The organism is Streptomyces sp. BV286 (genome assembly GCF_019090165.1).
Taxonomy (GTDB): Bacteria; Actinomycetota; Actinomycetes; order Streptomycetales; family Streptomycetaceae; genus Streptomyces.
In genome coordinates this window covers 35,440-57,356 of the sequence record NZ_JAHRIB010000177.1, presented here as the reverse complement: position 1 = coordinate 57,356, position 21,917 = coordinate 35,440, and the positions used below count along the sequence as shown (strand labels likewise).

General features: G+C 71.6%; 17 protein-coding genes, 1 tRNA gene and 1 riboswitch. Of the genes, 3 read left to right on the top strand and 15 right to left on the bottom strand.

The window, feature by feature from the left end; all coding sequences use genetic code 11:
* Window positions 1–92: 92 nt before the first annotated feature.
* The 6 genes from KUF83_RS33215 to tdh all read right to left on the bottom strand — a co-directional run bounded on the left by KUF83_RS33215 (window position 93) and on the right by tdh (window position 7,642).
* Window positions 93–3,284 carry a glycoside hydrolase N-terminal domain-containing protein gene (locus tag KUF83_RS33215; RefSeq protein WP_217458726.1) on the bottom strand — a complete coding sequence of 1,064 codons (3,192 nt, stop codon included), beginning with the start codon at window positions 3,282–3,284 and terminating at the stop codon, window positions 93–95.
* 350 nt (window positions 3,285–3,634) lie between these two features.
* Window positions 3,635–3,711, bottom strand: a tRNA-Pro gene (locus KUF83_RS33210).
* 120 nt (window positions 3,712–3,831) lie between these two features.
* A complete protein-coding gene (locus tag KUF83_RS33205) occupies window positions 3,832–4,191 on the bottom strand; it encodes an MmcQ/YjbR family DNA-binding protein (protein WP_217458725.1) in 360 nt (119 codons plus the stop codon).
* Between the two features lie 210 nt (window positions 4,192–4,401).
* The gene (locus KUF83_RS33200) at window positions 4,402–5,307 is read right to left on the bottom strand and encodes a LysR family transcriptional regulator (RefSeq protein ID WP_217458724.1); all 906 of its coding nucleotides are present in this window, start codon (window positions 5,305–5,307) and stop codon (window positions 4,402–4,404) included.
* Between the two features lie 96 nt (window positions 5,308–5,403).
* Window positions 5,404–6,603, bottom strand: a complete 1,200-nt coding sequence (locus KUF83_RS33195; protein WP_217458847.1) for a glycine C-acetyltransferase — start codon at window positions 6,601–6,603, stop codon at window positions 5,404–5,406.
* A 10-nt stretch (window positions 6,604–6,613) separates the two neighbouring features.
* Window positions 6,614–7,642: an L-threonine 3-dehydrogenase gene (gene tdh, locus KUF83_RS33190; RefSeq protein ID WP_217458723.1), complete on the bottom strand. Its 1,029-nt coding sequence runs from the start codon at window positions 7,640–7,642 to the stop codon at window positions 6,614–6,616.
* Between the two features lie 308 nt (window positions 7,643–7,950).
* Here tdh and KUF83_RS33185 point away from each other — a divergent pair, with 308 nt between their 5' ends.
* Window positions 7,951–9,834 (top strand): DUF2264 domain-containing protein, encoded by a 1,884-nt coding sequence (locus KUF83_RS33185; RefSeq protein WP_217458722.1) that lies wholly within the window; start codon window positions 7,951–7,953, stop codon window positions 9,832–9,834.
* A 90-nt stretch (window positions 9,835–9,924) separates the two neighbouring features.
* Here the strand turns inward: KUF83_RS33185 and KUF83_RS33180 are convergent, their stop codons facing one another.
* The 6 genes from KUF83_RS33180 to KUF83_RS33155 form a co-directional block, all read right to left on the bottom strand.
* Window positions 9,925–10,581: a GAF domain-containing protein gene (locus KUF83_RS33180; protein ID WP_217458721.1), complete on the bottom strand. Its 657-nt coding sequence runs from the start codon at window positions 10,579–10,581 to the stop codon at window positions 9,925–9,927.
* Window positions 10,578–11,177, bottom strand: coding sequence for an ATP/GTP-binding protein (locus KUF83_RS33175; protein WP_217458720.1), 600 nt, complete (start codon window positions 11,175–11,177; stop codon window positions 10,578–10,580). Before KUF83_RS33175 ends, KUF83_RS33180 begins: the two co-directional genes overlap by 4 nt.
* Window positions 11,155–11,526, bottom strand: a complete 372-nt coding sequence (locus tag KUF83_RS33170; protein WP_217458719.1) for a DUF742 domain-containing protein — start codon at window positions 11,524–11,526, stop codon at window positions 11,155–11,157. Before KUF83_RS33170 ends, KUF83_RS33175 begins: the two co-directional genes overlap by 23 nt.
* Before the next feature lie 2 nt (window positions 11,527–11,528).
* Window positions 11,529–11,963 carry a roadblock/LC7 domain-containing protein gene (locus tag KUF83_RS33165; protein ID WP_217458718.1) on the bottom strand — a complete coding sequence of 145 codons (435 nt, stop codon included), beginning with the start codon at window positions 11,961–11,963 and terminating at the stop codon, window positions 11,529–11,531.
* A gap of 65 nt (window positions 11,964–12,028) precedes the next feature.
* Window positions 12,029–14,668, bottom strand: a complete 2,640-nt coding sequence (locus KUF83_RS33160) for a sensor histidine kinase KdpD (protein ID WP_217458717.1) — start codon at window positions 14,666–14,668, stop codon at window positions 12,029–12,031.
* Between the two features lie 373 nt (window positions 14,669–15,041).
* Entirely contained in the window at window positions 15,042–16,256 is a 1,215-nt protein-coding gene (locus KUF83_RS33155; RefSeq protein ID WP_217458716.1) for an MBL fold metallo-hydrolase, read from the bottom strand.
* Window positions 16,257–16,570: 314 nt separating this feature from the next.
* On the opposite strand from KUF83_RS33155, the gene KUF83_RS33150 reads away from it, so the two are divergent.
* Together KUF83_RS33150 and KUF83_RS33145 are read left to right on the top strand one after the other, a co-directional pair.
* Complete coding sequence (locus KUF83_RS33150; RefSeq protein ID WP_217458846.1) at window positions 16,571–17,734, top strand: glutamate dehydrogenase; 1,164 nt, start codon at window positions 16,571–16,573, stop codon at window positions 17,732–17,734.
* Between the two features lie 68 nt (window positions 17,735–17,802).
* The gene (locus KUF83_RS33145; RefSeq protein WP_217458715.1) at window positions 17,803–18,423 is read left to right on the top strand and encodes a TetR/AcrR family transcriptional regulator; all 621 of its coding nucleotides are present in this window, start codon (window positions 17,803–17,805) and stop codon (window positions 18,421–18,423) included.
* Window positions 18,424–18,703: 280 nt separating this feature from the next.
* On the opposite strand, the gene KUF83_RS33140 is transcribed toward KUF83_RS33145, so the two are convergent.
* From KUF83_RS33140 to KUF83_RS33130, 3 genes are all read right to left on the bottom strand, one after another.
* The gene (locus tag KUF83_RS33140; RefSeq protein ID WP_217458845.1) at window positions 18,704–19,489 is read right to left on the bottom strand and encodes an SGNH/GDSL hydrolase family protein; all 786 of its coding nucleotides are present in this window, start codon (window positions 19,487–19,489) and stop codon (window positions 18,704–18,706) included.
* 146 nt (window positions 19,490–19,635) lie between these two features.
* Window positions 19,636–20,355: a DUF6250 domain-containing protein gene (locus KUF83_RS33135; RefSeq protein ID WP_217458714.1), complete on the bottom strand. Its 720-nt coding sequence runs from the start codon at window positions 20,353–20,355 to the stop codon at window positions 19,636–19,638.
* A 217-nt stretch (window positions 20,356–20,572) separates the two neighbouring features.
* Window positions 20,573–21,490, bottom strand: a complete 918-nt coding sequence (locus KUF83_RS33130; protein ID WP_217458713.1) for a LysM peptidoglycan-binding domain-containing M23 family metallopeptidase — start codon at window positions 21,488–21,490, stop codon at window positions 20,573–20,575.
* Between the two features lie 4 nt (window positions 21,491–21,494).
* Window positions 21,495–21,659: riboswitch (cyclic di-AMP (ydaO/yuaA leader) on the bottom strand.
* Between the last annotated feature and the right edge of the window lie 258 nt (window positions 21,660–21,917).

Genomic DNA, 21,917 nt, shown 5'->3' with positions numbered 1-21,917 from the left:
CGTCCTCGGGCCGCGACGCATCCGGTTCCGGCCGGGCCGCAGCCGCGGGCGGCCGTCGGTCGGGCTGCTGCGGCAGTGATCCGGTGCCGTGGTCAGGGCTTGACCGGCTTCACCTTCCTGTCGGCGCCGTTCAGCCGCACGGTGACGCTTCTCCGGTTCCGCGCCCGGTCGGCGACGATCCGGTAGGACGTGACCTTCCCGTCCCGCCAAGCGCAGTCGACCTCGTAGCCGCCACGGGCCCGGAGCCCGGTGAAGGATCCCCCGGCCTTCCAGCCGTCCGGCAGGGCGGGGAGCAGGTGGACGACGCCGTCGTGGCTCTGCAGGAGCATCTCCGCGACGGCGCCCGTGATGCCGAAGTTGCCGTCCATCTGGAAGGGCGGATGGTTGCCGAACATGTTGGGCAGCGTGTTGTAGGTCAGCAGCCCGCGCAGCATGATCTGGGCCCGCTGCCCGTCGCCGAGGCGGGCGAAGAGGGCGGCCCGCCAGGGCCAGGTCCACGAGCGGCGGCTGTCCCCGGACACGGTCGCGGCCGTGAACGGAACGCCTTCCTTCTCACCGCACCGTGCCTTGAGCGAGACGAGGGCGGCGGCCGCGAAGTCGGGTGTCCCGGGGGTGATCTGGCGGCCCGGGTAGACCGCAAAGAGGTGCGAGGTGTGGCGGTGGATGTCGGTGGGGCTGTCCAGGTCCTCCTGCCACTCCTGCAGCTGACCCCACTTGCCGATCCTGTTCGGTGCGAGGCGCGCCTGCATGTCCGCGATCTTCTTCCGGTAGGCGGGATCCGCCTTGAGCACCGCCTCGCAGTCGAGGTAGTTCTGGAACAGGTCCCAGATGATCTGCTGGTCGTACATGACGCCGTCCTCGCGCGGCCCGTGCTCGGGGGACCAGCCGTTCGGTGCGACGAGGAGTCCGTCCTCGCGCTCCTTGAGGTGGTCCTCCCAGAACTCGCAGATCTCCTTGATCATCGGGTGGGCGACGGTGCGGAGGTAGTGCAGGTCCTGGGTGAACGCCCAGTGTTCGTACAGGTGTTGCGCGTACCAGGCGCTGGCGACGGTGTTCCACTCCCACGAGTTGCCGCCGAAGATGCTCTGGCTGGTGCGGGCGGTCCAGCCGCGGGTGTCCTTGCCGAAGGCGTTGCGGGTCGCCACGCGGCTGGGCACCGCCACCTGCTCGACGAACCGGACGAGTGCCTCGTGGCACTCCGACAGGTTCGTCGTCTCGGCTCCCCAGTAGTTCATCTGGACGTTGATGTTGGTGTGGTAGTCGGAGGCCCACGCCGGCTGGTTGCTGTCGTTCCACAGACCCTGGAGGTTGGCGGGCAGGCCGTTGGGGCGGGAGCTACTGATCAGCAGGTACCGGCCGTAGTCGAACATCGTCTGCTCGAGTGTCGGGTCCTGGCCGCCCGCCGCGTAGCGCTCCAGCCGGGCGCTGGTCGGCAGGGCGACCACGGCGGCGGCGGAGGTGCCCCAGGTGACCGAGACACGGTTCATGAGGGCGCGCGTCTCGGCGGTGTGCTCGTCGCGCAGCCTGCCGTAGGGCCGGGCGGCCGCCTTGCGGAGCGTCCTGGCGACGACCGGTTCCGGATCGGCTCCGCGCCACCCGGCGGCGGCGTCGAGCTTGTAGTCGGTGCGGGCGTCCAGGAACAGGGTCAGGGTCGTACAGCCGCTGAACCGCAGGAGCGTCCCGTCGGCGCGGAGGTCGCCGTCGGTGTGTACGGCCCGGACGGTGCACGCGTGCTTGAGCCCGTTGCCCATGACACCGCTGAAGGCGATCCGCCCGGCGCCGGCGTCGACGGCCGTCGGGGCCTTCTCCTGTGCCGACGTCAGCGAGATCGCTCCGGAGAGCCCCCGGGCGTCTTCCGACGTGTACCGGAAGACCATGACGTCCGCGGACCGGCCGGCGAAGGCCTCGCGCAGGACGCGCTGTCCCGGCGCTCCGAAGCGGGTGACGTGGAGGCCGTTCACGAAGTCGAGGCTGCGCCGGTAGTCGACGACCGTCCGCCGCGTACGCGTGTCGAAACCCGTGCCTGCCAGCGCGATCTCCGCGATCTGGAAGCCGGCCGGGGAGGCGCCCGGGGTCAGGGTGAGCCGGTAGGCGCGGTAGGCCGTCGTGTTGGTGATCCGGAAGGTCCGGGTGCTGCCGCGGTCGGCGAAGGGCGCGCCGGGGTCCTGCGTGTCGAGGGTGGTCCAGGCGTGCCCGTCCTGCGAGGCCTCCAGCACCCATCGGCGGGGGTCGTCCCGGGGTCGGTCCGGGGCCGCTGTCAGCGCGTACGAGGTGACGACGGCCGCGCGGGGCAGGTCGGCCTGCCAGACGACCTCCGGGGCGGGGGCGTCGACCCGCCAGACCGTGGCCGGATCACGGTCCACCGAACTGGAGATGCCTTGGGTACGGGATCCCCCGGAGTGCCCGCTCGGCGACGACAGGTACGTCGAGCCGCCCCCGCCGAGGTCGACGCCGGACAGCCCGACCTCGCTCAACTGGAAATGACTGACGCCTGCCTCGGGGACGAAGTCGAACCGGTAGAAGCGGTAGGCGCCGGACTCGGCAGAGGTGAACTCCTTGGTCTGGAAACGGCTTTCGAAGGGCGCGTCCAGAGTGCGCCTGTCCAGCGTGGTCCAGGTGGCGCCGTCGGCGGAACCGAAGAGCGTCCACTCCTGCGGGTCGCGCTGCGGCACGTCGTTGGCACTCGTCAGACGGTACGAGGCGACGGACACCGGTTCGGGGAGTTCGACCTGCCACTGCACCTTCGAACCGGGCCCCTCGATGCACCACTTGGTGCTCGGTGCTCCGTCGTACGTCTTGTCGACGCCCTCCGACGGGGAGCTGTTGTACGGGCCTCCCGGTGCCGTGACCTCGGGCCTCGCGCGGGGAGCGAAGGTGACGACGAGGTCACCGAAGTTGCGGTACGAGCCGAAGCCGGTCATGCCGGTGTCGAAGTCGCTGTCCGGCTTGCCCGCGAGGGCGTTGTCGTAGTTGTTGACCCCGCCCCACAGACTCTGTTCGTTGAACTGGATGCGCTCCTCGTCGGGGTCGGCGAAGAGCATGGCGCCGAGACGGCCGTTGCCTATCGGCAGGGCCTGCGACTCCCAGTCCGTGGCGGGCACGGAGTACTTCAGTGCCTTGCGCGACAGGGTCGGCCACTGGACGCCGGCCGACGCGCCGGTCCCCGCGGCCGCGGCCTGTCCCGCGGGGACACCGCCGGTCAGCTGCGCGGCCAGCGGGGCGAGGGCGAGGGCGCCACCGAACTTGAGGAGGCTTCGTCGCTGCGGTGGGGGTTCGTTGATCACGGTGAGACTCCCGGCCGATTCATCGGCTCTTTCACAGGGGAAGTGGCAGCACATCGACACCTGCCGAGGGCGCGATCATCGTCGCCGGAGAATAGATCGGATGTCTAGAGGTGTGCGTCACTGAGTCGTCCGACGCTGTCGCTGCCCGATTCCCCGGTCGGGCCGCGCACGGCCGCGCGGCGGTGCGGCGGTGCGGCGGTGGGGCGGTGCGGGCGGAGCGGGCGGAGCGGAGACGCGCCCCGCCGCCGCTCACCGCGGCAGCCTTCCGGACATACGGTCAGACATGTGACGGGACATACGAAAGGCCGCCTCCCCATAAGGAGAGAACGGCCTCCGACCTGCGATGAAGCTGGTCGGGACGACAGGATTTGAACCTGCGACCCCTTGACCCCCAGTCAAGTGCGCTACCAAGCTGCGCCACGTCCCGTTGCCCGTTGTGACCTGGGGTTTCCCCTGGCTGAACGCGCACCGAAACAATACCGCACTCGGGTCGGTGGTCGCGCACTCCTTTTGTCCCGCGATCACCGCCCGGCCCGGCCGGGCCCGCTCAGTCGGCGACCGGGACTCCCAGATCCGGGTAGGACTCCAGCAGCCGGGTCGGTGCCGCCTGCCGCCAGGAGTCCGCGAGGATGTCACGCAGCTCGTCCGCGTCCGCGAGGACCGCGAGCCGCACCCGCACCCAGGCGGAGCCGGCCTCGTGATCGGCGACCCAGAACTTCTCGGGCTCCGCGAGGACCAGCTCGCCGCGCTCGGCCTTCGGGCAGCGCACGGCCATGGACGTCTCCTCCTCGGGCAGGGTCGCGAACATCTTCCCCGCCACCCTGAAGGTGGGCATGCTCCAGGCGATCTTCTCCGTCGTGTCCGGCAGAGAGAGACAGATTCGGCGTACGTCTTCGGCATCCTGCATGGAAGGCACCGTAGCCAATGCCGCTGACAACCGCCCTGCTGGGAGCGGGTTCCGTCTGCTGCCCGTCAGTGGCCGGGCACCGGCCCGAAGCCCCGGCCGCCGTCGGGCACTTACCGGGGACAGGGGTCGGGGTCGCCCGTGGAAGGCGGTACGGGCCCGGTCTCGGCCCCACTCACGCGCGGACGGACCGGCCCGGGCCTTCCCGGGGCCTCAGCCCTCGGGTGCCACCTCCGCCAGCGCCTCCAGGACCGGCAGGATCAGCGGGTGGGTCTCGGCCCCCCTGCGTACCGCGGCGAAGACGCGGCGTGTGGGGGCGACGCCGTCGACGGGACGCACGACCACGCCGGTGAGATCCATGCCGCGCAGGGCCGAGCGCGGCACCAGGGCGACCCCCGCGTCCGCCGACGCGAGCGCGACGACCGCCCGGAAGTCGTCCGAGGAGTGTTCGAGCCGGGGCTGGAAACCGGCGTGCTCGCAGGCCAGGACCACCACGTCGTGGCAGGGGTTTCCCGGATACGGGCCGATCCACGGATCCTTCGCCAGCTCGGCGAGCGGCACCTCCGTACGGTCGGCGAGGCGATGGATCTCCGGCACGACGGCGTCGAACGGCTCGGCGTACAGCGAGACGTGCGCGAGGCGGGGGTCGTCGGCGTCCGGTGCTCCCCGGTACTCGACCGCGACCGCCACGTCGACCTGCCGGTCGAGCACCATCGGCAGGCTGGCGTCGCCCTCGGCGTCCTGGACCCGGAGGCGGATGCCGGGCGCGGTCCGCGCGAGCCGGACCACGGCGGGTGCGACGACGAGGCCGATGCCGGTCGCGAAGGAGGCGACGGTGACCGTGCCGGCCGAACCCGAGCTGTACGCGGCGAGCTCCGCCTCGGCCCGCTCCAGCTGCGCGAGGACCGTGTTGGTGTGGCTGAGCAGGATCTCGCCCGCGGGCGTCAGCCGTACGCCCCGGGCGCCGCGCTCGACCAGGCGGTGTCCCGTCTCCTGCTCCAGGGCCGTCAGCTGCTGGGAGACCGCGGAGGGCGTGAGGTAGAGCGCGGCGGCAGCGGCCGTCACCGTACGGTGGTCCGCCACCGCACGAAGGATGTGGAGCCGCCGCGCTTCGATCATGTGACCGATTCTCTCAGAGGTTCGGTCCGTGCGGCCCTGACCTCCCGCTCCGCCCGGGCCCTCCCGCCGGGCCCGGCCTGCCCTCCCCCGTGCGGTTCAGGCTCCCGCCTCCAGCTCCGCCCGGGCAGCCACGAAGGCGTCCACGGCCCGGTTCACGTCGTCCGTCGAGTGCGCGGCGGACAGCTGCACACGGATCCGGGCCCGGTCCTGCGGCACCACCGGGTACGAGAAGCCGATCACGTACACACCGCGTTCCAGGAGGAGCTCCGCCATCCGCCCGGCGACGGTCGCGTCCCCGATCATCACCGGGGCGATGGCGTGGTCGCCGGGAAGGATGTCGAAGCCCTCGTCGGCCATCCGGGAGCGGAACAGCGCGGTGTTCGCGGCGAGCCGCTCCCGCAGGTCGTCCGCCGACTCCAGCAGGTCGAGGACCTTGAGCGAGGCGGCGGCGATCACCGGGGCCAGGGTGTTCGAGAACAGGTACGGACGTGAGCGCTGGCGCAGCAGCGCGACGATCTCGGCCCGGGCGGCGACGTAACCGCCCGAGGCACCGCCGAGGGCCTTGCCGAGGGTGCCCGTGATGATGTCGACACGGTCCATGACGCCGTGCAGCTCGGGGGTGCCCCGGCCGCCCGGGCCGACGAAGCCGACGGCGTGCGAGTCGTCGACCATCACCATCGCGTCGTAGCGGTCGGCGAGGTCGCAGATCTCGCGCAGCGGGGCCACGTACCCGTCCATGGAGAAGACGCCGTCGGTGACGACCAGCCTGCGGCGGGCGCCCGACGCCTCCTTCAACTGCTGTTCCAGGTCGGCGAGATCACGGTTCGCGTACCGGAAACGGCGGGCCTTCGACAGCCGGATGCCGTCGATGATCGACGCGTGGTTGAGGGCGTCGGAGATCACCGCGTCCTCCGCGCCGAGCAGGGTCTCGAAGACTCCGCCGTTGGCGTCGAAGCACGACGAGTAGAGGATCGTGTCCTCCTGGCCGAGGAACGCGGAGAGGCGCTGCTCCAACTCCTTGTGCACCTCCTGCGTACCGCAGATGAAGCGCACGGACGCCATGCCGTAGCCCCAGCGGTCGAGCGCCTCGTGGGCGGCGGCGACGACCTCGGGGTGGTCGGCGAGGCCGAGGTAGTTGTTGGCGCAGAAGTTGAGGACCTCACCGGGGCGGCCGCCCGCGGTGACGTTCACGGTCGCGGACTGCGGGGTGCCGATGACGCGCTCGGGCTTGTGCAGTCCCGCGGCGCGGATCTCGTCGAGGGTGGTGCGGAGGTCGTCGCGTACGGAGTCGAACATCATCAGTTCCTTAGAGAGTCCAGTCGAGGATGACCTTGCCACCGCGGCCGCTCGCCGCGTCGGCGAAGGCCGCCTCGAAGTCGCGGTGGCCGTAGCGGCCGGTGATGACGGGCGCGAGGTCGAGGCCGCCCTCCAGGAGCACCGACATCGCGTACCAGGTCTCGAACATCTCGCGGCCGTAGATGCCCTTGATCGTGATCATGGAGGTGACGATCCGGGACCAGTCGACGGCGAACTCCTCGGACGGCAGTCCGAGCATGGCGATCCTGCCGCCGTGCGTCATGTTGGCCAGCATGTCCCGCACGGCGACCGGGTTGCCGGACATCTCCAGACCGATGTCGAAGCCCTCGCGCAGCCCGAGCGCCCGCTGACCGTCGGCGATGCTCGACTCGGCGACGTTCAGCGCGAGACTGGCGCCGACCTTGCGCGCCAGCTCCAGGCGGTCCTCGCTGACGTCGGTGACGACGACGTTCCGGGCACCCGCGTGCCGGGCGACGGCGGCCGCCATCAGGCCGATGGGACCCGCCCCGGTGATCAGTACGTCCTCCCCGACCAGCGGGAACGACAGCGCGGTGTGCACGGCGTTGCCGAACGGGTCGAAGATCGCGGCGACGTCGAGGTCGACGGGGACGCGGTGCACCCAGACGTTGGAGGCGGGCAGCGCGACGAACTCGGCGAACGCGCCGTCACGGCCGACGCCGAGCCCGACCGTCGCACGGCACAGGTGGCGCCGGCCGGCCTGACAGTTGCGGCACTTCCCGCAGACGAGGTGGCCCTCGCCGCTGACCCGGTCGCCCACGGCGATGTCGGCGACGCCACGGCCCGTCTCCACGACCTCGCCGACGAACTCGTGCCCGAGCACGAGGGGGGCCTTGATGGTCTGCTGCGCCCAGCCGTCCCAGTTGCGGATGTGCAGGTCGGTGCCGCAGATCCCGGTCCTGAGGACCTTGATCAGCACGTCGCCGGGGCCGACGGCCGGCTCCGGGACGTCCATGAGCCGAAGCCCCGGCTCCGCCTTCTCCTTGACCAGCGCCTTCAACGGGGCTCCCGTGGGTGAGGTCCCGGATCCGGGCACGCCGAAGGACGCCCGCACCGGGGAGAGGAGTGGATTCGCCCAGCAATCTGCCGTACGCCGGTGCCCGGGGTCCATCGAGGATTTCTTAAGCGCCGCCGCAGCTTTCCTTCACACCGGACGACGGATCCCGCGAGAGGGCTGGGGACGCGGTGCGCGCGGACCGGATTCTTCACGTACGCATACGAGTTGATTGATCTCTCTGCGCCTGCCGGCCGTATCTCTCTGCGGAAAGCTGCGAACGCACCCGGCGACCGAGGAGTCAGAAGCCCGCCATGCCCGCACCGCACGTGCCCCTGCCACCCACCGACCACGTCCTGTCGCCGCACACCGGCTGGGCACGGGCGCACTGGGAGGCACTCGCCGACCGGCAGCTGGAGGCCCTGGTCCCGTATGCGACGCCGGGTTTCGCGCAGTACCGGCTGCCCGGCCGGACCTCCTGGTCGGGCGTGGTGCCGGACGGCCTGGAAGGGTTCGCGCGGTCGTTCCTGCTGGCCGCCTTCCGGATCGCCGGGGCACAGGGCGATGTCGATCCCCGCCTCATGGAACGCTACGCGCGGGGTCTCGCAACGGGCACCGACCGCGACAGCGGCGAGGCCTGGCCCGAACTCACCGACTGCTCCCAGCAGATGGCCGAGGCCGCCCTGATCGCCGTCGCCCTGCACGAGACCCGTCCCTGGATCTGGAACCGCCTCGACACCGGGACGCGGGAGCGCGTCGTGGACTGGCTGTGGGGTCTCGTGGGCCGCCGCACATGGGACGACCAGGGGCGCCTGCACCAGGTGGTGGCCGAGCAGTTCCTCGCCTCGGTCGGCGCGCCGTACCGGCAGGACGACATCGACGCTGGGCTCGACCGTCTGGAGGACTGGTACGCGGGCGACGGCTGGTACAGCGACGGTGAGGGCCGGACGTTCGACTACCACAACGGCTGGGCCCTGCATCTGTACCCGCTGCTGTGGAGCCGGATGACCGGTGGCGAGGCGGGCGACCGCGGCCGGGTCCACCGGGAACGGCTCGCCGAGTTCCTCACTGTCTACCCGCAGTTCTTCGGCGGGGACGGTGCTCCCGTGCACCACGGCCGCTCCCTGACGTACCGTTTCGCCACCGCCGCTCCGGTGTGGATGGGCGCCGTCGCGGGCTGTACGCCACTTGCTCCGGGTCTCACCCGGCGGCTGGCGTCCGGGACGGTACGGCACTTCGTGGAGCGCGGGGTGCCCGACGAGCGGGGCTTGCTGCCGCTCGGCTGGTACGAAACGTTCCTGCCGGTGACCCGGCCGCACTCGGGACCGGCGTCGCCGTACTGGTCGAGCATGGGGTTCCTCGGCCTGCTGCTCCCTCCGGAGCATCCGGTGTGGACGGCACGCGAACTGCCCCTGCCGGTCGAGGAGTCGGACCAGTACACCGCGCTCCCGGCCCCCGGCTGGCTGCTGCACGGTACGCAGCACGACGGCATCGTGCGCCTGGTCAACCACGGCAGCGACCACAACGCGCCGACCGGGCCCGCCGAGGACGATCCGCACTCCGCCAAGTTCGCCTACTCGACGGCGACGGCGCCCGAGGCGGGGGCGCACGCGTGGGAACGGACCGTCGACGGGCATCTCGCACTGGTGACCCCGGACGGCGTCGCGTCACGCAGACGCACCATCGTGCCGTTGCACTGCTCGGGACGGACGGCGGCCTCCCGCTACGACGCCCGACTGCCCGGCGGTGAGCAGGAGTTCCCGGTCGAGACGACGAGCGTGCTGCGCGGCCCCTGGGAGATACGCGTGCACCGGGTGCTCGCGGCGTCCGCTCTGACGGTCCGGGAGGGCGGTTATGCGGTCGCGGCCGAGACCCGGCCCACCGCGGAACGGGGCCATGGCTGGGCGGTGGCCCGCACGGACGGCGGGCTGACCAGTGCCGTCGTCGCGCTGCACGGCTGGGACGAGGACACGGGCATCGCACGCGAGGTCGAGGCCAACGCCTTCGGCCCCCACTCGGCCACGCCGTACCTCCGGTGCGCGGCGGGCCACCCGGGCGGCACCGGTGTGTACGTCACGCTGCTCGTGCTGACCCGCGACTCCGTGCACCCCCAGGCCCTGCGCGAGTCCGTGTCCTGCGAGGTCGACGGAACGGAGGTCCGGATCACGTTCCCCGAGGGTGACACCGTCTCCGTATGACCCATGCCGCATGCCCCGTGATCCGTGTCTTGGGAGCCACGGGTCACGTACGGATCATGTGGCGCCAACACACTCATGGACGGGCCCTGCTCAGAACCCGCCCTCCCGCAGCTCGATCTGCTCGACCAGTTCCGCCGCCATCGCCTTGATCGTGTCCAGGCCGGACCTCCCCCACGGCCTGGGCTCCACGTCGGTGACGCAGACGGTGCCGAGGGCGATGCCGGTCCGGTCGATGAGCGGGGCGCCGAGATAGGAGCGGATGCCGAACTCGTCGACGACCGGGTTCCCGGCGAAGCGGGGGTAGTCGCGGACGTCCTCCAGGACCAACGCCTTGCGGCGCACCACCACATGGGGGCAGAACCCGTAGTCGCGGGCCATGCGGCGGCCCGCTCCGAACACCGCGCCCACCGTGCCGCTCGCCACTCCCACGGCCCCTGTGGTTCCCCCGGCCCCCGTGGGCTCCGTGGGGGCGACGGCTCCGGCCGGTGGCCGTGCCGGGTCGGCGCCGCCGCCGCTGCCGGGCCGGGTGTGCAGCCCGGCGAAGAACTGCCGTTCCTCACCGATGAAGTTGACCAGCGCGTACGGCGCCCCGGCCAGCTCGGCCAGCCGCCGTGCGAAGGCGTCGAGGGAGGGCTCCGGGTGTTCACCCAGGCCCAGTACGCGCAGCCGGCGCGTCCTGGCGGGGGCCTCCTTGTCCTCGGGGGTGAGCAGCAGGCGACCGGCCGGGCGCGGCGGGTCGTACGTCATGTGTGGGCTCCGTGGCTGGGTGCGTGCGAAGGCGCGTGGGCGAGCAGGTGCCGGACGAGGGTGAGCAGGGTCTGCACACCCGAGCTGGAGATCCGGGCGTCGCAGCGGACCACGGGCACGTCCGGGTCGAGGTCGATGGCGGCCCGCACCTCTTCCGGGTCGTAGCGGAAGCCGCCGTCGAACTCGTTGACGGCGACGATGAAACCGAGGCCGCGCTGTTCGAAGAAGTCGACCGCGGCGAAACAGTCCTCCAGGCGGCGGGTGTCGGCGAGGACGACCGCGCCGAGCGCGCCTTCGGAGAGTTCGTCCCACATGAACCAGAACCGCTCCTGCCCGGGCGTGCCGAACAGGTACAGCACGTGTTCCGGGTCGAGGGTGATGCGCCCGAAGTCCATCGCGACGGTCGTCTCGACCTTGTTCTCGATGCCGTCGAGATTGTCGGTCGCGGCGCTGACCGTGGTCAGCAGTTCCTCCGTGCTGAGCGGCGCGATCTCGCTGACCGCGCCCACGAAGGTGGTCTTGCCCACCCCGAAGCCTCCCGCCACCAGGATCTTCAACGCGGTGGGGAAAGGGTCAGAGCTGTCGTCGTAGTCCATCGAGCACTGCCTCCAGAAGAGACCGGTCAGTGGGGTTGTGGTGGAACGTCGGGGGCTTCGTGGACAGGGCCCCGCAGTCGACGAGGTCGGACAGCAGCACCTTGGTCACCGCTGCCGGCAGCTTCAGATGTGCGGCGACCTCGGCCACCGAGACGGGGTCCCGGCACAGTTCGAGTGCCTGACTGTGCTCGGGGCCGAGGTAACCGAGGGGGGTGACACCGGTGGCCATGACCTGTGACAGGAGGTCGAGCGCGGTGCTCGGCCGGGTCCGGCCGTTGCTGACCTGGTAGGGACGCACCAGGCGTCCGGCCGCGCCATCGAGCCAGGGGCCGTCGCCGGCCGCGGCCACGTTCAAGGCCTCATCGCCGACGGCTGACCGGTGTGCTGCCTCGGCGCGGTCATCAGGTAGGGGCGGACGCTCTTGACCAGCATCGCCATCTCGTAGCCGAGGACGGCCGCGTCGGCGTCGCGTCCGGCGAGCACGGCCAGGCAGGTGCCGGAACCGGCGGTGGACACGAACAGCAGCGTGGAGTCCAGCTCGACGACGACCTGGCGTACGTCGCCGCCGTCACCGAAGCGGACGCCCGCGCTGCGCCCCAGGGAATAGAGCCCGGAGGCCAGGGCCGCCATGTGGTCGGCGCTGTCGGGGTCGAGGCCGTGCACCGACTTCACGAGACCGTCGCAGGAGAGCAGCACCGCGCTTCTGGTGTGCGGTACGCGTTGCACCAGGCCGCTCATCAGCCAGTCGAGATCGGACGCATGGCCGGTCGGCGCATCGCTCGCCATGGGGGATCGACTCCTTGAAGTACGAAGGTCTGCGGGAGCGGAGGTGTGGGTGGGGGTGGCGTGGTTCATCCGGCTGGTGTGCTCCCGTCGTGCCGGGCGGTGAGGTCATGACCGGGCGCGGGCGCGCTCTCGCGCGGGGCGGGCGCCTCGGGTGGTTCGTGCTCTGGGTGCGTCTCGCCGAGGGGCGTGGCGTCCATACGGGCGGGCTCCGTCCGCGGGGAATCCATGGGGGCGAGCTCCATGTGGGCCGACCCCATGGACCCGTCGTCCCTGTACGGGGCCTCTTCCCCGTACTGGAACTCGTCCCTGTTCTGGGCCTCGGCCAGCCCGATGCCACGCTGGAAGGCAGCCATCAGCCCTGGGTCGTGGCCCACGACGAACTCGGAGTCCTGTCGGGGCGCGGGTCCGCCGCGCAGTTCGGGCACGATGTGTTCCTGGGCGCGCCGCTTGGGCAGTTGGGGCCTGCCCATGGTGCCGCGCACCACGCCGTTGCGCGGGACGGGCGGTGCGACCGTGTTCTCGGCGACGGCCCGCCTGTCGTCCGGCCGGATGCCGGGGACGGCCTCGGAGGGGTTGGGCCTCGACTCGGCACCGCGCACCGGGAGCGGGGCCGGGCCTCCTCCCCCGTTGACGACCGTCATCCCGACCGGCGTACCGTCCCGCCGCGGCTGCGCGGGCACGGCGGTCCTCGCCTCGTGCGACGGGTGGCTCGCGGTCTCCCGGCCCGGCACACGCGATGCGTCGAGCGATGCGTCGCGCGAGTCGCCGGGCACGACGCCCGGCACGCGGTTCGGCGTGCCGGGGGCAGGTGTCCCTTGCGCCGTCGTGCCCCGCACCGGGGCTCCGTGCAGCGGAGTGCCGTGCGCGGGGGTGCCGTGCAACGGAGTGCCGTGCGCCGGGGTGCCGTGTACGGGGACACCGTGGGCCGGAGTCCCATGGACCGGAGTCCCGTGCAGGGGAGTCCCGTTCGCTGGGGTGTCCAGACCAGCCACGCCATGGCTGCCCAGGTCATGCGCGTACGTTCCCTGTGCCGACATGCCATGCGAGGCGGCTGTCATATGTGTGGGCGTCCCATGAGCGGGAGTCCCATGAGCGGCGGTCCCGCGGCCGACGGTTCCATGGGCGAGCGCCTCGGGTTCAGGCGTCCCGTGTGCAGGCGTCCCATGTGCAGGGGTCCCATGTGTGGGGACCCCATGTGCGGGAGTGCCATGTGCGGCGATGCCGTGTGCGGGAGTCGTCCCATGGGCCGGGATGCCATGGGGTGGGGTCCCAGGTGCGACGGCACCGTGAGCCGCCGCGCCACGTCCCGGACCGCCCTGTCCCCCGGCGCCCTGCGTGACCGCCCCGTGCCCCACGCCGCTCCGGGCGCCCGGGACGCCGGGGCCGGCGCCAAGAGCACCGGAGGCAGGAGCACCGGGGCCCAACGCTCCGGCCGTCGAGGCCGCTCCCGCCGGTGCGACGCCACCGGATTGCCGCCCCGCCCCCGGCTGCTGCTCCTCCGGAGCTCCGAGCAGCGCCTGCGGCACCACGAGCACGGCCTGCACGCCACCGTAGATGTTGGTCTGCAACCGCACCGCGATTCCGTGCCGCCGTGCGAGCTGCGAGACCACGAACAGACCGATCCGGCCGTCCTGCAAAAGGCTCGCGACGTTCACCTGGTCGGGGTCGGCGAGCAGCGCGTTCATCTTGTGCTGCTCGGCCAGCGGCATGCCCAGCCCGCGGTCCTCCACCTCGACGGCGAGTCCGGACGTGACCACGTTGGCCCGCAGCAGCACCTGGGTGTGCGGGGCCGAGAACACCGTCGCGTTCTCCACGAGTTCGGCCAGCAGATGGATCACGTCGGCGACGGCGTGCCCGCGCACGGTGCCGTCGATCGGCGGGACGAGCTTGACCCGTGAGTACTGCTCGACCTCGGCGGTCGCGGACCGCAGCACCTCGGTCATGGAGACGGGGTTGCTCCACTGCCGACGCGAGACGGCGCCACCGAGCACCGCGAGGTTCTCGGCATGGCGCCGGATGCGGGTGGCGAGGTGGTCGACGTGGAAGAGGCCCTTGAGCAGGTCCGGGTCCTCGATCTCGTTCTCGAGCTCGTCGAGGATCGAGATCTCGCGGTGCACGAGGGACTGCAGCCGCCGGGCGAGGTTGACGAAGACCTCCACCTTCTGCTCGCTGCCCGCGTGACTGGAGAGCTGGGAGGCCTGGACGACCGCGGTGACCGCACTGTCGTGGGCGGAGGCCATGTCCTCGGCCAGCAGATCGAAGTCGTCGGCGTCCTGGGCGGGCCGGCCGTGCGGCCGGCGGGCGGGCGGCGCGTCACCGCGTCGCAGTGTCTCGACGAGGGTGCTCAGATCGGCCTGGCCGCGAACGCTGGCGCGGCGCAGGGCCCCGATGCGGTCGTGAACGGACCGGGAGGCCCGGTCGGCGGCAACGGTGGCGATCACGATGCCCGCGAGAGCGACCGCGACGGCTCCGCCGAGCACGATCCACAGGGTGGGGCCGGGGCGTGCGGCGGTCGTACGGACGGTGAAGAGCACTGCGGCGCTCGCGCTGAGGGCCACCGCGATGGGCGGCAGGATCGCGAGACGGAGCAGCTGGGAGCGTATGTGCGTCTCGGGCAGCGCCGGGGTGGAGCGGGCGACCGGTCGTCCGTGCCGTCCGCCCTCGCGGCGGTCTGCGCGGGCGGCCGGTGCGCGAAGGTGAGACATCGACGTCCTCGTACTGGTGTGTCGGGGCTTGTGGGGGCTCCCCCGGGTCTGCGACCGGGGCATGCGCCGACTGGGGCATGCGCCGTCGCTCGCGCCGGTCGAGAGAGCCGAAGAAATCGGCCCTCTGTCGCTCAGCGGACACTCACAGTAGTCGCCACCGCATCAGGTGCGGTGGGCAGTTGACAAAGTCCGACGGCCGACGTCCCGCTCTGGTATGAGCGTTCGTACGACAGACCGATAAGCCCCTCGTACGCACGCCCCCCTGGCCCCTCGATCCGATCAGACCTGGTCAGAAGCGGTCAGCAAAAATCGGCGAGGGCCGAGGAGCAAGTCGCTCCTCGGCCCTCGCCGATCGCCTTCGCACACATCCATGTCACCCGGTGGGGACGGATTCCGGGTCTCCGGAGTCGTCCGCCCTGTCCGGCGCCTTGTCACGCGGCGTGTCGTGCACCGCCCCCTCCACGGCGGGCCAGCCGTCGAGGGGAGGCAGGGCGACACCTCGCCACCAGGGCTCGGACGGGACGCTTTCGGCCGTGGGTTCGAAGGGTTCACCGGGGCGGGGCAGCGCGACCCGGGCACCGACCGCCCGCGCGGCGGCGACCGTACCCTCGCCCGGCTCGGCCCAGGGGTGCGTCGCCAGATTGAACGTGGCCCAGTGGATCGGCAGCATCACACCGGTGGGCCGTCCGCCCTGCAGGTCGAGGTGGGCACGCATGCCCTCCTCGGGCGTCATGTGGATGTCGGGCCAGAATTCGCTGTACGCGCCGATCTGGATCATCGTGGCGTCGAAGGGACCGTACTCGGCACCGATGTCCTTGAAGCCGGTGAAGTATCCGGTGTCGCCGCTGTGGTAGATCCGGTGCTGGTCGCCCGCGACCACCCAGGAGGCCCAGAGGGTGTGCTGCGTGTTGCGCAGGCCGCGGCCGCAGAAGTGGCGGGCCGGTGTGGCGGTCAGGGAGATTCCGCCGACCTTCGTCGTCTCGTTCCAGTCCAGCTCGCGCAGCCGGTCCGCCGGGACGCCCCAGTGCTCCAGGTGGGCGCCGACGCCCAGGGGCACCGCGAACACCGTGTCCGTGCCGGCCAGGGCCTTGATCGTGGGCAGGTCGAGGTGGTCGTAGTGGTCGTGGGAGATGACCACCACGTCGACCGGGCCGAGCGCCGCCAGCGGCAGGGGCGCGGGATGCAGCCGCTTGGGCCCGGCGAACGCGAAGGGGGAGCACCTCTCGCCCCAGACGGGGTCGAAGAGCACCCGGTGCCCGTCGATCTCGGCGAGCACGCTGGAGTGGCCCATCCACGTCAGCCGCAGTCCGTCGGCCGGGGGCCGGGCGAGGTCGGCGAGAGTCGTGGCGTGCACCGGCACGACTCCGGCCGGGGCCCGGCGGACGCGCTCCTCCTTACGGAAGAAGGCCTTCGCGAACTCGAGCATGGCGCCGTCCGGACGGGGAGCGCCCTCGGGATTGCGGAAGACACCGTCCGCGAAGTTCGGCGATCTGCGGATGCGCTCCATGCGCTCACCACTCGGATCCGCGCCGAACGCGGCAGGGCGCAGAGCACGGAGCCCGGAGCTCAGGGAACGGGAGCCGGTCACGGCACCTCCAGGTGGATCGGTCTGGATTTCCATTATGGTCGCCGTCTCCGACAGCGCCGGGTCGGGCGGGCGACGGTGCGGTGTCCGCGCCGGGCACGGCAAAAGACATCCGCGGACGACGTCACCCGCGCCGACGAGCCGTGCAGCGCGTTGACAGAGGCGCCCGGCGCTTTCGATACTGACCGATCATTCAGTAGCGAGTTGCCGGGCCGGCACCGGGACACTGGTGCGCCCGGTTCCACGTCGGTCAAACGCTCCGACGCCCCTTCCTGTTCCCGAGGAGACCCGTGACCGCCCCGGACAGCGTTCCCCTGATGTCGCTCACCTGGACCGACCACGTCACCGGCCGACAGGGTCACCTGGTCGTGGACCGGCTGGTGCGCGGTGTCTCCAGCGGCGGTCTGCGCATGCGGGCGGGATGCACGCTGGAGGAGGTCGCGGCGCTGGCCCGGGGAATGACCATGAAGGAGGCCCTGCACTACAACCCCGACGGACGCTATGTCCCGCTGGGCGGCGCCAAGGGCGGGATCGACTGCGACCCGCAGGACCCGGAGGCGTACGGGCTGCTCGTGCGCTATCTGCGGGCCATGCGCCCCTACATCGAGAATCACTGGACCACCGGGGAGGACCTCGGCCTGACCCAGGACCTGGTCGACCGGGCCGCCGTGGAGGCGGGACTCGTGTCGTCCGTCCAGGCCGTGTATCCGCTGCTCGACGACGAGGACGCGGCCCGGCGGAGGCTGGCGGACGCGTTCGCGGTCGAGCTGGACGGCATCGGGCTGGACGAGCTGGTCGGCGGCTGCGGCGTGGCCGAGTCGGCGCTCGCGGCGCTGGACCGGGCCGGGGTCCCGTACGCGGGGACGCGGGTCGCCGTGCAGGGGTTCGGCACGATGGGCGGGGCCACGGCACGGTTCCTTGCGCGCGCGGGACTGAGCGTCGTGGCGGTCGCCGACGTGAAGGGCACGATCGCCAACCCCGACGGGCTGGACGTGGACGCGCTGCTCGCCGCCCGTGACACGTACGGCACCGTCGACCGCTCGGCCCTGCGTCCCGCCGACCGTGAACTGCCCGGCGAGGCCTGGCTGTCGGCGGAGGCCGACGTGCTGGTGCCGGCGGCGGTCTCGTACTGCGTCGACGCGGCCAACCAGAGCCGGATCACGGCGCGTTGGATCGTCGAGGCGGCCAACATGCCCGTCCTGCCCGAGGCGGAGGAACTGCTCGCCGCGCGGGGGGTCACCGTGCTGCCGGACGTCGTGGTCAACTCCGGGACCAACGCCTGGTGGTGGTGGACGCTCTTCGGTGACATCGGGGCCGACGCGGACGAGGCGTTCGCGTACACACGGCGTTCGATGCGTGCTCTGATCGACCGGACCCTCGCCCGCGCGGAGGCCGACGGGACGACACCGCGGGCGGCCGCGCACGCGATCGTCGCGGACCGGCTCCCGGTGATCGCCGAGCGGTTCGGCTGGTACCGGTGACGGTCCGGACGCGGCCGGTATCCGACCCTCCGACGGCGCGGCCCCCGGCCACGCAATAGGGTTGCCCGGTGGCAAGAGTCCGGTTGAGCGTGGCGGCGCGGCGTGAGGAGTTACTGCGGGCCGCCATCCAGCAGATCGAGGCACGCGGTGTGTCCGCGGTGCGGATCGCCGACGTGGCGACCGCGCTCGGGGTGAGCAACGCGCTGGTGCTCTATCACTTCTCGACGAAGGAGAAGCTGGTCGCCGCCGCGTTCACGTACGCGGCCGAGGACGACCTCGCCCATCTGCGCAAGCTGCTCGGGCGCCGGACGACGGCGCTGCGGCGGCTGCGGGCCGCCGTCCGCTGGTACGCGCCGACCGGGCAGGCCAAGGGGTGGCGCCTGTGGATCGAGGGCTGGGCGGTGGCGCTGCGCGAGCCCGCCCTGCGGGACGTCACCCGTGATCTGGACCGGCAGTGGAAGGCCGCGCTCGCCGAGGTGATCGCGGAGGGCGTGGCGGCGGGCGAGTTCCACTGCCCGGACCCGACGGGCACGGCGCTGCGCCTCACCGCCCTGCTGGACGGGCTCGCCGTCCAGATGACGGCGTACTCGGGCGCGGTCTCCCGTACCCGGACCCAGCAGTGGGTGGACGAGGCACTGGCCCGCGAACTGGGCCTGGAGCGCGCGGCGTTGACGACACCGGGCGCCTGAGACGACGTAACGCGGGCGCGCGGGCGGACGACAGACCCCGCGCAAAAGGCGGTCGGCGCGCGGGAGGGCGAGGGGCGGCCGGGGCCGCCCCGCACCATCGACCGGGAGGCCCGGGGCACCCTCGGACCTGCGAGCCACCGACCCATCGACCCGCCGACCCGTCGTGTCCGGTTCGCCCCCGCCCCGTTCTGCCGTGTCCGGGAGCCCGCCGAAGGGCTCCCCGACCCCTGAGGCCGCGCAGCCCTCGCCGTGCTCGCCGTTCCCACAGCCCTCCGGGCCTTCAGGCGACCGCTTCGATCCACAACTTGATGTCGCCCGGCGACAGACTTCCCTTCGCCACCACATGGTCGCCGGAGGACTCCCCGCGCAGCCGCCGGCCGATCCACGGCACGAGGTACTCGCGTGCCCACTGGATGTTGTCCCGCCGCATCTCCAGCGTGCCGCGCGGCGGCAGCGTCGGCCACGGCTGGTCCGGGTCCGCGGGCACCTCCAGGCCGAGGACCTGACCGGCGCGCAGGGCGACCCTGGTGTGCCCCTCGGGCGACAGGTGGAGCCGGTCGCCGTCCCAGGCCCGCCGGTCCTGGATGGTCCTGAGGGACCACAGGTCGAGCACGGGACAGCCGTACCGGTCGGCGATGGCCCGGATATGGAGGTTGTACGTGGCGATCTTGCCGCGCATGTGCCTGAGTACGGGTACGTCACGGGTGTCGAAGCCGGTCGTCACGAGGACCGTGCCGACGGCCGACGTGAGGTCCGCGACAGCGCGTTCGAAGCGCTCCGCGACCTCGTCGGGGTCGGTGCCGGGCCGGATGATGTCGTTGCCTCCCGCACAGAAGGAGACCATGTCCGGCGCGAGCTCCTTGGCCCGCCGCAGCTGGTGCTCGACGATCTGGTCGAGCAGTTTCCCGCGGACCGCGAGGTTGGTGTAGTCGAACTCGCCCTCGGGCCGCCGGTCCGCGAGAAGTACCGCGAACCGGTCGGCCCAGCCCACGAAGGAGCCGTCCGGGCCGGGGTCGCCGACGCCCTCGGTGAAGCTGTCCCCCACCGCCACGTACGACCCGATCACTGATCTGTTGTCATTCTTCGAATCGTCTGCCACATCGGCCCATGATTCACCTTCGCGTGTGAGCTACGCGACCGTAGGAAAGGGTTGACGGGCGGTGAGATAGGCCACTCGTCAAGTGTTGGTCAATCCCGGAATACGGGGACGGATCAGGGGTGTTGCCGCAGCTCGCTGACCCGGAAGTCCGTGATCGCGAAGTGACTCCACACGGTCCGGAAGGCGAAGTGCCCTCGCGTGTACGGCTCCGGGTCGTCGTGGTCGAAGACGAGCCGCCCGTTGTTCCACCACTGGACCGTCGAGCCGTCCGAGACGATCCGGACCCTGTTGGGCCGGTTCGCCGTGAGCAGGGGTTCCGTGTAGTCGAGGATCAGCGGCCGTACGCCCGCCTCGCCCACGTAGCGACGCAGCCTGGTCGTGGTGTTGCCGTTCGCGCCGTACCCGGCGTAGTACGTCCTGAGGTGGTCGTACTCGGCGAGCGCGCCGCCCCGGGGCGTGGCGAAGAGGTCGTCGGGTGAGCGTGCGTCGGTGGCGTTCCAGAAGTTGTTGAGGTCCGAGACCCGGTCGTTGGCCCCGCCCGCGGAGATCGCCGTGGCGGTGTACCCGATGACGTACGGCCCTCGCAGAGCGCGCCTGAACCAGACCGTCGCACCGCTCGGCACGTCGATGTTCAGGACGCCCCGCGCGGCGGTGACCGTGCCGCCGTCCTGGAGCTCGGTCGCCCACTGGGAGAGACCGTGCCGGAAGTCGTCGCGGGCGATGAGCCGGCCCGGGCGGTGGCGGGACGACGCACTCGCCGGCCCTCCGGGGGCGAGCGCCGCGAGCCCGGCGCCCGCGGCCAGGGCCCCGAACGCTCTGCGGGTGGTCGTCATGGCGGCTCCTTCGGGCGTCGCGGTCGCAGAAAGCGTTTGCGGAGATCACTGTGTCCGCACCGGTACGCCCTTGTCGAGAGGTCGCTCGGCCACGCCACAGGACCGCAACAAGCCGACCCCGGAAGCCGGGCACACCGAAGGCCGGACCCCGGGGATCACAGGGTCCGGCCTTCGGAGACGAGCCGGGCGGTACGGGCCCGCGGAGGCGGGCCGGGCGTCAGACCGAGACGCCCTTGGCGCGCAGGTACGCCAGCGGGTCCACGTCCGAGCCGTAGTCCGGGGTGGTGCGGATCTCGAAGTGCAGGTGCGGGCCGGTCACGTTGCCCGTCGCGCCGGAGAGGCCGACCTGCTGGCCCCCGGTCACGGTCTGCCCGGCCGAGACGGAGAGGGAGGACAGGTGGGCGTACTGGGCGTAGCGGCCGTCGTCGAGCCTGAGGACGACCTGGTTGCCGTACGCGCCGCCCCATCCGGCGGAGACGACCGTGCCCGCGCCGACGGCCTTGAGCGAGGTGCCGGTGGGAACCACGAAGTCGACACCGGTGTGGTAGCCGCTGGACCACATGCTGCCCGACATCTTGTACGGGGTACCGACCGTGGCGCCCGCGACCGGCATCGCGAAGCCGGAGGTGGTGGCCGCCTTGGGTGCCGCCGCCTTGGGCGCCGCCTGCTTCTTGGCGGCGGACTGGGTGGTCTTGGTCTTGGAGGCGGGTGCGTCCGCGCTGGGGGTGGCGGCCGCGGCCTTCCCGCCGAGCGTGAGCTTCAGGCCCGGGTGGATGAGCGCCGGGTCGCCGCCTATCGCCTTGCGGTTGTCCTCGTACAGCTTCTTCCAGCCGCCGCCGACGTCCTGCGTGTCGGCGATCTTCGAAAGGGAGTCGCCCGCACGCACGGCGTACGTCTTGGTCGCGACCTTCTTGGTCTCGGCCTTCCGGTCGGCGGCCGGCGCGGAATCCGCGGCCTTGCTTGCGATGTCCGAGGCGCTCGAGACGGACTCGGCGGCGGACTGCGGGGTCGCGGCGTGCGCTCCGGCGGCTCCGAACAGCGGGATGGCGAGTGCGGCGCCCCCGGTGCCGGCGGCGGCGATGGAGCGGGAGAAACGCTGGGACTTGGGACGGCGGTGCTTACCCTTCGCGGGCATGGCGAATTCCTCTCCGGCGCCTGCGAGGTGAGCTGTCGGGTGCGAGCTGGAGATGCCCGGCCGTGCTTGCGCACGACTTAACCCCTAGCCGTTCCGGAGACCGGAACAGGCGTTGTACCTGTGGGTCCCCCGCTCCTGCCATGTACGGGTGAGTGAGCGGATTCCGGGCGGTGGCAGGATTGGGCGTCCGTCCGGATTGGAGGTGAACGTAAGCGACATGAAGACGCGGAAACAACCTTGGGGGTTTCCTGTGTGCCCCGTTCTCTTGATCCGTGCCCGAAATGACGGTCACCCTGAGTCAGTACGGGACCTCACCCGTCCGTTAAACCCCTGAAAGCACACGTGCATTGCGTGAACATGGCGACAGCGGAACGTCACGAATATGACGCTGCTCACGGGGAACCGCTCCAGGAGCCTTTATTCCAGA